We start from the raw sequence: 13,339 nt of genomic DNA on the forward strand, positions 1-13,339 counted from the left end.
ACCGCAGGCGCAGCGACAGCCGCTTGCGCAGGCTGCGGCGGCGCGTCATCGGCTTGAGGTCGTAGCCCACGACCCGCAGGCCCATGCGCCGGCCCTCGCGCGCGACACGGTCCGACAGGCCGCCCGCGTTGCGCAGCAGGACCAGGTCCGGCTGCGCGGCCTCCAGCGCCGCGCGCACCTCGGCCCGCGCGGGATCGCGGCCCATGACCCGCGGCGCGACGTGGCGATGATCCTCCATCTCGACGGCCTCGGCGGCCAGCACCGTCACCCGGTGCCCGGCCTCGACCAGCGTGCGGGTCGCGAAGAAGAGGTTTGTGTGGAACCGCGGGACGACGAAGAGGACCGAGGCGCCCATCGCCTCAGCTTTCGTCGCGCCAGCGGTTCACCACCGGGTAGCGCCGGTCCAGCCAGAAGGCCCGCTTCGACAGCCGCGCCCCCGGCGCCGCCTGGAAGCGCTTGTATTCCGAGATGTAGAGCAGGTGCTCGATCTTCTTGGCATCGGAGCGCGAATGGCCCGCCGCCACGCAGTCGGCGATCGAGCCGTCGTCGTCCACGAGGATCTGCAGGATGCCGTCCAGCACCGGGTAGTCGGGCAGCGAGTCGCTGTCCTTCTGGTCGGCGCGCAGCTCGGCCGAGGGCGGCTTCGAGATGATCCGCTCGGGGATCACCGCGCCATCGCCGCCCTGCATCCAGGGACGGTGATTGTCGTTGCGCCAGCGGCAGATGTCGAAGACCCGCGTCTTGTAGAGGTCCTTGATCGGGTTGTAGCCGCCCGCCATGTCGCCGTAGATCGTGGCATAGCCCACCGCCACCTCGGACTTGTTGCCGGTGGTCAGCAGCATCTCCCCGAACTTGTTCGACATCGCCATCAGCAGCAGCCCGCGCAGGCGCGACTGGATGTTCTCCTCGGTCACGTCGGGCTCGCGCCCCTCGAAGAGCGGCGCCAGCGTCTCGGTGATCGCGTCACGGCCCGGCCCGATGGGCACGAAATCGTAGTGGCACCCGAGGTTCTCCGCCGCCGCCTTGGCGTCCTCCAGCGAATGCTCCGAGGTGTATTCCGAGGGCAGCATCACGCAGCGCACGTTCCCGGCGCCCAGCGCATCCACCGCGATGGTCGCCACCAGCGCCGAATCCACGCCGCCCGAAAGGCCCAGCAGCACCTTGCCGAAGCCCGTCTTGCGGCAGTAGTCGCGCAGCGCCAGAACCATCGCGTGATAGTCCTGCTCCATCGCGTCGGGGTGCACGGTGAAGTCGCCCTCCAGCGCGCGCCAGCCTTCGTCGGTGCGCTCGAGGTCGACATGCGCCACGGCCTCCTCGAAGACCGGCAGCTGCAGCGCCACCGCCCCGTGCGGGTTCAGCACGAAGGAGCCGCCGTCGAAGACCTGGTCGTCCTGTCCGCCCACCATGTTGAGGTAGATCAGCGGCAGCCCGGTCTCGACCACGCGGGCGATCATCTTGTTGAGCCGCGTCTCGTACTTGTTGCGGAAGTAGGGCGAGCCGTTCGGCACCAGCAGGAACTCGGCCCCGGTCTCGGCCAGCGTCTCGGCCACGTCCTCGTACCAGGCATCCTCGCAGATCGGGCTGCCCAGCCGCGTGTTGCCCACCGCGTAGGGCCCGCCGATCTCGCCGCTGTCGAAGATCCGCAGCTCGTCGAAGACGTTGTAGTTGGGCAGGTGATGCTTGAAGACCGTCGTGACCACCTTGCCGCCGGTGCAGATGCAGTAGGCGTTGAAAAGCTCGGTGCCCTCGATCCAGGGGCTGCCCACCGCCAGCGTCGGCCCGTCGGCGCAGTCCGCCGCCAGGTTCCGCACCGTCTCCATGCAGTCCAGCGTGAAGGTGTGCTTCATCGGCAGGTCCTGCGGGTTGTAGCCCGCCACGAACATCTCGGGCAGCGCCACCATGTCGGCGCCCGCCGCCTTGCCCGCCTCCCAGGCCTCGCGGGCCCGGGCGGCATTGCCGGCCAGGTCGCCCACGATGGGATTGTACTGCGCGATGGTCAGGCGGAACCTGTCGGCCATGGCCCTTGTCCTTCTCGGTCACATCCGGTGCCGACATAGCAGAACCACGCCCGAGGAAAAGCACCGCCGGGCAAAAGAGATTGCCCCTGCACAGGCCGTTGTTTACGTTTCGCGCAGCAGGAGATGGCATTGCGGCAAGGATCGGGCATGAAGATCGCAGGCAGAGCCGTCGCGACGGCAGCGCTGCTGGCGCTGGCGGGCGTCGCGCTGGCGCAGGAGGACGATGAAGACATCGTCACCAAGCAGTACGACGACGGCGGCGTCTACGAGGGCACCTTCCAGGACGGGCTGCAGCACGGCACCGGCACCTACCGGCTGCCCAACGGCTACGAGTACGAAGGCGACTGGGTCGAGGGCGAGATCCGCGGCGAGGGCGTCGCGCGCTTCCCCAACGGCTCGGTCTACGAGGGCCAGTTCGCCAAGGGCAAGCCCGAGGGCGCCGGCCGCATCGTCTTTGCCGACGGCGGCACCTACGAGGGGCTCTGGCGCGACGGCAAGATCACCGGCAAGGGCGTCGCGGTCTACGCCAACGGCGTCCGCTACGAGGGCAACTTCCGCAACGCCCTGCACCACGGGCGCGGCACCATGACCTCGCCCAACGGCTACACCTACGAGGGCGACTGGGTGAACGGCGTCAAGGAAGGCAACGCCACCATCACCTACCCCGACGGCTCGGTCTACGAGGGCCGCGTCGCCAACGGCCTGCGAGACGGCCGCGGCAAGCTCGAGATGGCCGACGGCCTCGTCTACGAGGGCATGTGGCGCGAGGGCCAGATCGACGGCGTCGGCACGCTCACCCAGCCCAACGGCGACGTCTACGAGGGCGAACTGGTCGAGGGTCGCCGCGACGGCGAAGGCAAGGTCACCTATGCCAACGGCGACGTCTACGAGGGCCACTTCGAGAACGACCAGCGCCACGGGCAGGGCACCTTCACCGGGCAGGACGGCTACCGCTATTCCGGCGAATGGGTCTCGGGCCAGATCGAGGGACAGGGCACCGTGACCTACCCCGACGGCTCGGTCTACGAGGGCGAATTCGTCGGCGATCTCGCCAACGGCGTGGGCAAGATCACCTACCCCGACGGCTCCACCTACGAGGGCGACTGGGTCGACGGCGTGATCGAGGGCTCGGGCCGCGCGGTCTATGCCAACGGCCTCGTCTACGAGGGCGAATTCGAGAACGCCCGCAACGAGGGACAGGGCGTCATGACCTATCCCGACGGCTACCGCTACGAAGGCGAATGGCAGGACGGCCAGCGCCACGGCCAGGGCACCGCCACCTACCCCGACGGCACCGTCTACGAGGGCGCGTTCCGCGACGGCCAGCGCCACGGGCGCGGCACCATCGTCATGCCCGACGGATTCCGCTATGAAGGGGAATGGGAGAACGGCGAGATCAGCGGCCAGGGCGTCGCGACCTACGCCAACGGAGATGTCTACGAGGGCATGTTCGCGGACGGCAAGCGCCAGGGCGAAGGCACCATGCGCTATGCCAGTGGGGAGGAGACCACGGGCGAATGGGTCAACGGAGTGCTGACCACCGACACGCCGGTGCAGACCGACGACGCGGAGGCCGAAGGCGACGGGACCGGATCGGACCAGCAGGCGGACTCCGCGGGCGAGGAGTCTGCGGACAACTGACCCGGCTGCGCGGCGGCCTGCTGGCGGCCGCGCTCTGCCTGCTCTGGGCGCTCGCCCCGCAACAGGCCGCAGCCCAGGACGAGGCCGAGGCCGACGAGCTGCGCCTCGGCGTGCTGGCCTATCGCGGCTGGGACAGCGCGCATAACGACTGGCAGCCTCTCGCGCGCTACCTCTCGGATCGTCTCGGCGGCCGCACGGTGCGGCTGGTGCCGGTGACGCTCAGCTCGGCCGCCCTGCTGATCGAGACCGGCGCGATCCAGTTCCTCGCCACCAACCCCGGCCACTACCTCACCCTTGCCGAGACCTACCCGATGAGCGTGCTGGCCACCCGCGCCCGGCGCCTCTCGGACGGCAGTCGCGCCACCGCCTTCGGCAGCGTGCTGGTCGCCCGCCGGGGCAGCGGGCTCGATTCCTACTCCGACGTCGCGGGCATCCGGCTCGCGGCAGTCAGCCCGCGCGCCTTCGGCGGCTTCCAGACCGCCTGGTACGAGGCGCGCGAACAGGGCATCGACCTGCGCGCTGCGCCCTCCGAGATCGTGCACCTCGGCTTCCCGATGGACCGCGTGGTCGAGGCGGTGCTGGCGGGTGACGCCGACATCGGCATCGTCCGCAGCGGGCTGATCGAGGGCATGATCCGCGAGGGCCGGCTCGACCCCGACGCCATCGAGACGCTGGACCCCGGCGCCAGCTACACCCATCCCGACGCGGTCAGCACCCGGCTCTGGCCCGAATGGCCCTTCGCCGCCGTCTCGGGCACCGACGACGCGCTTGTCGATGCCGTCGCGCTCGCCCTGCTGCAAAGCGCCGAAAGCGAGCTCACCGACATCTGGCGCGCCCCGGTCAGCTACCTGCCCGTGCGCCGCCTGCTCGACGCCTACACCGCCGCGGTCCAGCCCGCCCCCGGCCCCGCGCGCGCCCTCGCCCCCTGGGCCGCCGCGGCGCTGGTGACGCTCGGGCTGCTGGCCCTGCTGGCGCTGCGCTTCCGCCACCGCCTGCCGGCCCTGCCCCTGCCCCGTGGCGCGGCCGCCGACGCCCTGCCCGAGGTCAGCCTCACCCGCCGCGAACGGCAGGTGCTGACCCTGGTGAGCCGCGGCCTCTCCAGCAAGGAAATCGCAACCGATCTGGGCATCAGTCCCAAGACCGTCGAGTTCCACCGCTCGAACCTGCTGCACAAGTTCGATGTGCGCAGCGCTGCACAACTCGTCAGCGTCGCGGGCAACATGGTGCGCGGAAGCAGAGATCCGGACCCGACCTAGGGTTTTCCCGGGGTCGTTTTCGGGCAGAAATCACGGGTTTCGGCCGGTTCGCACCTCGCCCGCCCCGTGCCACCGTGTTCCGACCGGGCGCTCTGCCCGTGCAAGGAATGGGAGGAACCGAGATGATTTCGAGACGCATTTTCGCGATGGTCGCCCTGGCCGGAACGGCCTTGGCCGCCACGGCACCGCAGGTCTCCGCGCAGGGCGCGGGCTACGACAAGCAGAAGGTGGTCTATCACATCAACTACAACGGCGGCGACGACAACAAGTCCTACAAGGGCGCGCTGCGCAACATCCAGAACCACATCAACGCCGTCGGCGCCGAGAACCTCGAGGTGAAGGTGGTGATGCACGGCAACGGCCTCGGCCTGCTCATGGCCGCCAAGGAGGACGACCGCCTGCAGACCTCGGTCGGCTCGCTCAAGTCGCAGAACGTCGGCTTCAACGTCTGCGCCAATACCCTCAAGGGCCGGAACATCGACTATTCGAACGATCTCTACGACGTCTGGGAAGAGGACATCGTCCCCTCGGGCGTGGCCGAGTTGTCGAAGCTCCAGCAGCAGGGCTACACCTACATCAAGCCCTGAAACGGGTCGCGGGGCGGGTCCGGAATCCGCCCCGACCGGCCGCCCGGCGCCCCTCGTGGCGCGAACCGTACGGTTCGGCCTCGGGGGCCTGTCCGAACCGTACGAAAACCCCGTACGACCCGTACATGAGCCACCTCACACGGTCTCGCCCGCGCTCATCCTGTCGAGGAACTCGCCCGCCTCGCGCAGCACCGTCTCGCGCTTGTCCTCGTTCATGCGGTCCCAGGTGCGATACATCTGCGCCATGCGCGGATTCTCCTCGAACCTGTCCCGGTGCCGGTCGAGGAAATGCCAATACAACAGGTTGAAAGGACAGGCATTTTCGCCGGTCTTGGCCTTCACGCTGTAATGGCAGTCGCGGCAGTAATCCGACATCCGGTCGATGTAGTTCCCCGACGAGACATAGGGCTTCGACGCGACGATTCCCCCGTCCGCGAACTGCGTCATCCCGATGGTGTTGGCCGTCATCACCCACTCGAAGGCATCCACGTAGCTGGCCATGTACCACTCATGCACCTGCTGCGGGTTAAGCCCTGAAATCAAAGAGAAATTCCCCGTCACCATGAGCCGCTGGATGTGGTGCGCATAGGCATGTTCGCGGGTCTGATCCACCGCGTGCGACAGGCAATTCATCCGCGTTTCCCCGCCCCAGAACAGCCCCGGCAGGCTCCTCTGGTGGTTCAGCGCATTGCGCCGCGCATACTCCGGCCCCTGCAGGAAATAGATCCCCCGAATGTACTCCCGCCACCCGATGATCTGCCGAATGAACCCTTCAACCGCGTTCAAGGGCGCCGTTCCATCGCGCCAAGCCTCCTCCGTCGCGCGGCAGACCTCCATCGGCGAGAGCAGCCCGATGTTCAGATAAGGCGACAGAACCGCGTGGTAGAGATGCGCGTTCTCGCGCAGCATCGCGTCCTGGTAGTCGCCGAATTTCGGCAGCGCATTCTTGATGAAATGCGCCAGCGCGCGGCGCGCCTGAGCCGGATCCGTGGCGTAGTGGAACGGCCGCAAATCACCGAAATTGTTCGGGAATTTCGCCTCCACGAGATCGAGCACCTCCTCGACCGTCTCGTCCGGCGTGAACTGCATCGGCCCGCCGAAGTCGATGCCCTCCGGCGGCGGCTTGCGGTTCTCGCTGTCGTAATTCCACTGCCCGCCGGCCGGGTCGTCGCCCTCCATCAGCAGCCCGGTTCGCCGCCGCATGTCGCGGTAGAAATACTCCATCCGCAGGGCCTTGCGCCCCTCGGCCCAGCTCTCGAAATCCCTGTGCGAGGCGAGGAACCGGTCGTCCTCGAGCATCCGCACCTCGAGCGGCATCTCGCCCAGCGCCTCGATCAGGCGCCATTCGCCGGGCTCCGTCGCGATCACCTCGCGCGCACCGGTCTCCTCGGCCCGCCGCAGCAGCTCGCCTGGGATCGACCCGGCATTCTCGGTGTCGTCCAGCTGGGTGTAGCGCAGGTCCCATCCGGCCTCGCGCAGGCGGGCGGCGAACTTGCGCATCGCCGCAAAGATCAGCGCGATTTTCTTTGGATGATGAGGTACATAGTCGGTCTCGGCCGCCACTTCGGCCATGACCACGACGTCGTTGTCACGATCCGCCTCGCGCAGCGCGGCGAGGTCCTCGGACAGCTGGTCGCCCAGCACCAGCACCAGCCGGCTCACCAGACAACCTCCTTGCCGGCCCAGTCGTAGAAACGCCCGGTATCCTTGGGCGTCAGCCCGTCGATCACGCCCAGCAGGTTGCGTGCCGCCTCGGACGGCGGGACCGAGCTGTGCCGGCCGAGGTATTTCTCGGTAAAGGGCGTCGCCACAGTCCCCGGATGCAGCGCCACGCAGGCCAGCTGCTTGTGTGTCCGCGCCAGCTCGATCGCCGCGGTGTGCACGAGCTGGTTCAGCGCCGCCTTGGCCGTGCGATAGGAATACCACCCGCCGATGCGGTTGTCACCGATGCTGCCGACCCGCGCCGAGAGCGCGGCAAAGACCGCCGGACGGTCGCGCGGCAGCAGCGGCAGGACGTGTTTCAGCACCAGCGCCGGCCCCATGGCGTTCAGCGCGACCTGGTCCATGAAAGCCTTTGGATCCAGAGACTTGATCGTCTTCTCCGGCGTGGCGCCATCGATCTCGAGCGCGCCAGTGGTCACGAGCACGAGGTCATAGGGCCCCTCGAGCGCCCCCAGCGCCGCGGCGACGCTATCCTCGTCCGTCACGTCCAGCCCGTCGCCCGAGCGCGAGAGCCCGGTGACCGCCACGCCCCGCGCGGCGAGCGCGGCGGAGAGCGCCGTGCCGATGCCGCCACTGGCGCCGATGATGAGTGCCTTTTCCATGGCAGGCGAGCTAGCGGCGCCCGCCCCCGCTTCAAGCCTGTTCCGCCGCCTCCCGCGGCTTGGCCTTCGCCAGCAGCGCCGCGATCTCGGGCCGGCAGGAGCCGCAGTTCGTGCCCGCCTCCAGCGCCGCGCCGATCTCCTCGACGCTCATCAGGCCCCTCGTCTCGATCGCCGTCAGGATGGTGTTGACCCCCACGTTGAAGCACGAACAGACCATCGGCCCGGGGTCCGGCTGGTCGGCGGGCGACCGGCCGGACAGCGCGTGCCAGGCCTCTTTCCCCGGCAGTAAGGCAAGGTGGCTGCGCATGACCGCCACCGGCGTCGGCGCCACGAACAGCGCCGCCTCGAGCCGGCCGTCGCGGTGAAAGGCCACGCGGAAGCCGCCCTTCGCCGGATCGCTCGCGACCTGCGCCTCGGCGGTCTCGTCAAGGCCGAAGAGCCGCCGCGCCTCGGCCAGCCAGTCGGCGGGCGTGTTCGTCCCCGCCAGTTCGGCGCGGTATCCCGTGGTCGTCGGCGCCAAGGCCCAGTAGGCACAGTCGGGATGCATGTCGCCGGCCGAGACGGCGAAACCGTACCAGCGCGCCGCGAAGGGCGCGAGCGCGACGGCGGCCGCCTTGCTCTCGGGCTGGCCGGAGACCGGATCGGTCACCGGCGCGACCAGTGCGTCGACGCGGGCCGAGGGCGCGGTCTCGCCCGTCCAGTGCATCGGCGCGAAGACGTCGCCGCGCCGCACCGTGTCGGTCACCCAGGCCCGCAGGATGGCGCGGCCCTGCGGGCTGCTCACCTCGACAAGGCTCGCCGGCGCGATGCCCTGGGCCGCGGCGTCCTCGGGGTGGATCTCGAGGAAGGGCTCGGCCAGGTGCGCCGAGAGGCGCGGCGACAGGCCCGTTCTGGTCATCGTGTGCCACTGGTCGCGGATGCGGCCCGTGTTGAAACGAAAGGGAAAATCCCGCCCGGTCGCGGCCACCGGCGCGCGCCAGTGCACCGGCAGCATCCGGCCCCGCCCGCTTTCGGTGAAGAAGCGCCCGTCGCCGAAGAACCGCCCGCCCTGCCGCGCGCCCGTGGCAGGCCAGCGGAAGGGGGCGAGGTCGGCATAGGCGCTGTCGGCGATGTCGGCGTGGGCAGAGATGTCGAAGTCGCGGCCAAAGCCCCCGGCGACGCCCGACAGGGCCGCGTATTCGCGGAAGATCTCGGCCGGGCCTGCGTAGTCGAAGGCCTGCTGCCAGCCCATGCGCCGCCCGACCTCGGCCAGGATCGCCCAGTCGGGACGGGACTGTCCCCAGGGGGCCAGCGCCGCACGTTGCCGGCTGATCGTACGGTCGGAGTTGGTGACAGTGCCCTCCTTCTCGCCCCAGGCGGCGGCGGGAAGCAGCACGTCGGCCAGCCGGGCGGTGTCGGTGGCGTCGGTGATGTCGCTCACCACCACGAAGTCGCAACCGGCGATGGCATCGCGCACCCGGTTGGCGTCAGGCATGGAGACGGCGGGATTGGTGTGGATGATCCAGAGCGCCCGGATCTGCCCGGTCTCGACAGCGCGGAACATGTCGACGGCCTTGAGGCCCGGCCGATCGGAAATGGCGGGCGCGCCCCAGAAGGCGCGCACGGCGGCGCGGTGGTCGGCATTCTCGATGTCGAGGTGACAGGCCAGCGTGTTGGCCAGCCCCCCGACCTCGCGCCCGCCCATGGCGTTGGGCTGCCCGGTGACCGAGAAGGGCCCGCAGCCCGGCCGCCCGATCCGCCCCGAGGCGAGGTGGCAGTTGAGGATCGCGTTGACCTTGTCCGATCCCGCCGAAGACTGGTTCACGCCCTGGCTGTACACGGTGACGACCTTTTCCGTGCCGGCCCAGAGCGCGTAGAAGGCTTCGAGCTGCGCCTCGCTCAGCCCCGTTTCGGCAGGATCGTCGCCGCTCGCGGCGGCAAGCGCGTCGTCGAAGCCCTCGACATGCGCAAGGAAGGCGGCATCCAGCGCGCCGCGTTCGTAGAGCGCGCAGAGCAGCCCGTTGAAGAGCGCCACGTCCGAGCCGGGCCGCACCGGAAGGTGCATGTCGGCGATGTCGCAGGAGGCGGTGCGGCGCGGGTCGATGACCACCACGCGCATGCGCGGACGCGCCTGTTTCGCCGCGAGGACGCGCTGGTAGAGCACCGGGTGGCACCAGGCGAGGTTGGACCCGGTCAGCACCACGAGGTCGGCTTCCTCGAGGTCCTCGTAGGTGCCGGGCACGGTGTCGGTGCCGAAGGCGCGCTTATGGCCGGCCACGCTCGAGGCCATGCAGAGCCGCGAGTTGGTGTCGATGTTCGCCGTGCCGATGAAGCCCTTCATCAGCTTGTTCGCGACGTAGTAGTCCTCGGTCAGAAGCTGGCCCGAGACATAGAAGCCGACGCTCTCGGGCCCGTACTGGTCGATGGTCTCGCGGAAGCGCTCGGCGACATGCGACAGCGCGCTGTCCCAGTCCGTGTCGCGCCCGTCGAGGCGCGGGGCGGAAAGCCGGTGCGCGGTGCCCACCGTCTCGCCCAGGGCCGAGCCCTTGGAGCAGAGCCGCCCGAGGTTCGCAGGATGGTCCGGGTCGCCCCGCACCTCGAGCCCGCCGCGCCCATCGGGACGCAGCAGCACGCCGCAGCCGACCCCGCAATAGGCGCAGGTCGAGCGCGTCTCGGGAAGCCCGGAGCCGTCCATCACGCCGCACTCCGGTTCGCCAGCGCGTCGCCGTCCAGCAGGATGCGGCCGCCGTCGAGGCGGACGGGATAGGTCGGGATCTGCCCCTCGTCCGCGCCCTGCGCCGCGCCGGTGTTCAGGTCGAAGACCATGTTATGCAGCGGGCAGGTGACCTTCTGCCCGTGCACGATCCCCTCGCTGAGCGGGCCGCCCTTGTGCGGGCAGGTGTCCGAGGCGGCAAAGACCTCGTCCTTGCCGGTCCGGAAAACCGCGATGCAGCCCGCGCTGGTTTTCACGAGGCGCGCGCCGCGCAGGGGCACGTCGTCGATGTGACCGATGTCGATCCAGTTCATGACGCAGTCTCCTTGGTGATCGGTTGCAGGCCGGGCCGGACACGCGGGCCGCTGACACCCGGGATCATTCCGCCGCCTCCAGCGTGAGATCGGCCAGCGGCTGGAAGCGCCGGGCAGCCTCGGGCTCGGCCCGTTCGGCCCAGGGGTCGGTCTGGTAGACGCTCTGCGACAGGTCGAAACGCTCGACCAGCGCCGCGCGCTCGGCATCGTCGGCCAGCACCTCCTGCACCCACTCGAGCCCGACCTTGCCCAGCCACTTGTAGGCCCGGTCGAGGTACTTGGCGTGCTCGCGGTAGAGCTGGACGAAGGCCACGACCCATTCGATCGCCTCTTCCTCGGTCTTGACGTCGACGAGACGCTCGACCTCCTTCACGTCCATCCCGGCCGCGCCGCCGACCCCGATCTGGTAGCCGGAATCCACGCAGACGATACCGATGTCCTTGCAGGTCGCCTCGGCGCAGTTGCGCGGGCAGCCGGAGACGCCCAGCTTGACCTTGTGCGGCGTCCAGGAGCCCCAGAGCCGCTTTTCCAGCGCGATCCCGAGGCCCGTGGAATCCTGCGTTCCGAAGCGGCACCAGTCCTTGCCCACGCAGGTCTTCACCGTGCGCAGACCCTTGGTATAGGCATGCCCCGAGACCATGCCGGCCCCGTTGAGGTCGGCCCAGATCGCCGGCAGGTCCTCTTTCTTCACGCCCAGCAGGTCGATGCGCTGGCCGCCGGTGACCTTGACCGTGGCGCCGTACTTGTCGGCGGCGTCGGCGATGGCGCGCAGCTCGTTCGCGTCGGTCATGCCGCCCCACATGCGGGGCATCACCGAGTAGGTGCCGTCCTTCTGGATATTGGCGTGGTTGCGCTCGTTCACGAAGCGCGACTGCGGGTCGTCCCTGTACTCGAGCGGCCAATCGGCCAGCAGGTAGAAGTTCACCGCCGGGCGGCAGACGTGGCAGCCGTTGGGCGTGGTCCAGCCCAGCTCCTGCCAGACCGCGGGCTGCGATTTCAGCTCGCGCGCCTTGATGAGCCGCCGGACGTCCTCGTGCGTGAGGTCGGTGCAGCCGCAGACCGGCTGCGCGGTCGGCATGACGAAATCGTCGCCCAGCGCGACCGAGAGCACCTGCTCCACGAGTCCGGTGCAGGTCCCGCAGGAGGCACTGGCCTTGGTCTGCGCGCGAATGGCGCCGAGGTCGGTGGCGCCGCCCTCGATCGCGGCAGTGATGTCGCCCTTGCACACGCCGTTGCAGCCGCAGATCTCCGCATCAGGCGGCAATGCTGCAACGGCTGAGAGAGGGTCCGCGGCGGCACCTCCCTGGTAGGCCGGCCCGAAGATCAGCGTCTCGCGCATCTCCGAGATGTCGGTGCCGTCCTTGATGAGGCCGAAGAACCAGTTGCCGTCGGCGGTGTCGCCATACATCACGGCGCCGATCAGCTGGTCGTCCTCGATCACCAGCCGCTTGTAGATGCCGCGCGCAGGGTCCCGGTAGACGATGTCCTCGCGGCCCTCGCCCCCGGCGAAATCGCCCGCGCTGAAGAGGTCGCAGCCGGTGACCTTCAGCTTGGTCGAGAGCTGCTTCATCACGAAGGCATCGGCTTCGCCCGCAAGCGTCTTGGCCAGCACTTTCGCCTGGTCGTAGAGCGGCGCGACAAGGCCGAAGACATTGCCGTCGAACTCGACACATTCACCGAGGGCGTAGATGTCGGGGTCCGAGGTCTGCATCTGGGCGTCGACCTTCAGCGCGCGGCCGCAGTCGAGCCCCGCGTCCTTGGCGAGCCCGATGGCCGGGCGGATGCCCACGGACATGACGACGATGTCGGCGTCCAGCACCGTGCCGTCCTCGAGCAGGACGCGTTCCACCTTGCCGTCGCCTGAGATCTCGTTGGTCGCGGCCTCAAGCCGGACCTCGATGCCGCGGCTCTCGAGGTCCTTCTTCAGAAGGTAGCCCGCCGCCTCGTCGAGCTGGCGCTCCATGAGGTGACCCATGAGGTGCAGGACCGTGACCTCCATGCCCCGCAGGCGCAGGCCAGCGGCGGCCTCCAGCCCCAGCAGGCCGCCGCCGATGACCACGGCGCGCGCGCCGGGCTTGCCCGCGGCCTCGATCATCGCGTTGGTGTCCTCGAGGTCGCGGTAGGCGACGACACCGGGCAGATCGTGGCCGGGTACGGGAATGATGAAGGGGGACGAGCCGGTGCCGAAGATCAGCTTGTCGTAGGCCACCTCGCCCTGTTCGCCGACCACGACCTTGCGCTCGCGGTCGATGCTGACGACCTTTTCGCCGAAGCGGCAGGTGATGCCGTTCTCTTCGTACCAGTCCGCGTCGTGGGTGACGATTTCCTCGTAGCTCTTTTCGCCCGAGAGCACCGGCGAGAGCATGATGCGGTTGTAGTTCCCGCGCGGCTCGGCGTTGAAGAGCGTGATGTCATACGCGCCGGGCGCGGTGTCCAGAAGGTGCTCGAGCGCGCGGCCCGTGGCCATGCCGGCACCGATGACGACCAGTTTCTGCATGTCCTGTCCT

At 69.1% G+C, this 13,339-nt stretch carries 10 protein-coding genes; 3 read left to right on the forward strand and 7 right to left on the reverse strand.

The window, feature by feature from the left end:
• Nucleotides 1-355, reverse strand: a 355-nt coding sequence (locus SALMUC_RS30410; protein ID WP_037371696.1) for a glycosyltransferase family protein, incomplete at its 3' end; no start/stop codon positions are given.
• 4 nt (nt 356-359) lie between these two features.
• Nucleotides 360-2,018: an NAD+ synthase gene (locus SALMUC_RS10290; protein ID WP_020041957.1), complete on the reverse strand. Its 1,659-nt coding sequence runs from the start codon at nt 2,016-2,018 to the stop codon at nt 360-362.
• Between the two features lie 147 nt (nt 2,019-2,165).
• On the opposite strand from SALMUC_RS10290, the gene SALMUC_RS10295 reads away from it, so the two are divergent.
• The 3 genes from SALMUC_RS10295 to SALMUC_RS10305 all read left to right on the forward strand — a co-directional run bounded on the left by SALMUC_RS10295 (nt 2,166) and on the right by SALMUC_RS10305 (nt 5,502).
• Nucleotides 2,166-3,659 carry an MORN repeat-containing protein gene (locus SALMUC_RS10295; protein WP_020041958.1) on the forward strand — a complete coding sequence of 498 codons (1,494 nt, stop codon included), beginning with the start codon at nt 2,166-2,168 and terminating at the stop codon, nt 3,657-3,659.
• A gap of 110 nt (nt 3,660-3,769) precedes the next feature.
• Entirely contained in the window at nt 3,770-4,915 is a 1,146-nt protein-coding gene (locus SALMUC_RS28200) for a PhnD/SsuA/transferrin family substrate-binding protein (protein ID WP_020041959.1), read from the forward strand.
• Nucleotides 4,916-5,037: 122 nt separating this feature from the next.
• Nucleotides 5,038-5,502, forward strand: coding sequence for a DsrE family protein (locus SALMUC_RS10305; protein WP_020041960.1), 465 nt, complete (start codon nt 5,038-5,040; stop codon nt 5,500-5,502).
• Between the two features lie 135 nt (nt 5,503-5,637).
• On the opposite strand, the gene SALMUC_RS10310 is transcribed toward SALMUC_RS10305, so the two are convergent.
• The 5 genes from SALMUC_RS10310 to nirB form a co-directional block, all read right to left on the reverse strand.
• Nucleotides 5,638-7,164 carry a cryptochrome/photolyase family protein gene (locus tag SALMUC_RS10310; protein ID WP_020041961.1) on the reverse strand — a complete coding sequence of 509 codons (1,527 nt, stop codon included), beginning with the start codon at nt 7,162-7,164 and terminating at the stop codon, nt 5,638-5,640.
• The gene (locus tag SALMUC_RS10315; RefSeq protein ID WP_020041962.1) at nt 7,161-7,826 is read right to left on the reverse strand and encodes an SDR family NAD(P)-dependent oxidoreductase; all 666 of its coding nucleotides are present in this window, start codon (nt 7,824-7,826) and stop codon (nt 7,161-7,163) included. Before SALMUC_RS10315 ends, SALMUC_RS10310 begins: the two co-directional genes overlap by 4 nt.
• Before the next feature lie 31 nt (nt 7,827-7,857).
• A complete protein-coding gene (locus SALMUC_RS10320) occupies nt 7,858-10,500 on the reverse strand; it encodes a nitrate reductase (RefSeq protein ID WP_020041963.1) in 2,643 nt (880 codons plus the stop codon).
• Nucleotides 10,500-10,832: a nitrite reductase small subunit NirD gene (gene nirD, locus SALMUC_RS10325; protein WP_020041964.1), complete on the reverse strand. Its 333-nt coding sequence runs from the start codon at nt 10,830-10,832 to the stop codon at nt 10,500-10,502. Before nirD ends, SALMUC_RS10320 begins: the two co-directional genes overlap by 1 nt.
• Before the next feature lie 64 nt (nt 10,833-10,896).
• Nucleotides 10,897-13,329: a nitrite reductase large subunit NirB gene (nirB, locus tag SALMUC_RS10330; RefSeq protein WP_020041965.1), complete on the reverse strand. Its 2,433-nt coding sequence runs from the start codon at nt 13,327-13,329 to the stop codon at nt 10,897-10,899.
• Nucleotides 13,330-13,339: the final 10 nt, after the last annotated feature.

The organism is Salipiger mucosus DSM 16094 (assembly GCF_000442255.1).
GTDB classification, from domain to species: domain Bacteria; phylum Pseudomonadota; class Alphaproteobacteria; order Rhodobacterales; family Rhodobacteraceae; genus Salipiger; species Salipiger mucosus.

Coding starts and splice junctions, on each gene's coding strand:
- SALMUC_RS10320 (WP_020041963.1), bottom strand. CDS start 10,500: ATGGACGGCTCCGGGCTTCCCGAGACGCGCTCGACCTGCGCCTATTGC.
- SALMUC_RS10315 (WP_020041962.1), bottom strand. CDS start 7,826: ATGGAAAAGGCACTCATCATCGGCGCCAGTGGCGGCATCGGCACGGCG.
- SALMUC_RS10295 (WP_020041958.1), top strand. CDS start 2,166: ATGAAGATCGCAGGCAGAGCCGTCGCGACGGCAGCGCTGCTGGCGCTG.
- nirB (WP_020041965.1), bottom strand. CDS start 13,329: ATGCAGAAACTGGTCGTCATCGGTGCCGGCATGGCCACGGGCCGCGCG.
- SALMUC_RS10305 (WP_020041960.1), top strand. CDS start 5,038: ATGATTTCGAGACGCATTTTCGCGATGGTCGCCCTGGCCGGAACGGCC.
- SALMUC_RS10290 (WP_020041957.1), bottom strand. CDS start 2,018: ATGGCCGACAGGTTCCGCCTGACCATCGCGCAGTACAATCCCATCGTG.
- nirD (WP_020041964.1), bottom strand. CDS start 10,832: ATGAACTGGATCGACATCGGTCACATCGACGACGTGCCCCTGCGCGGC.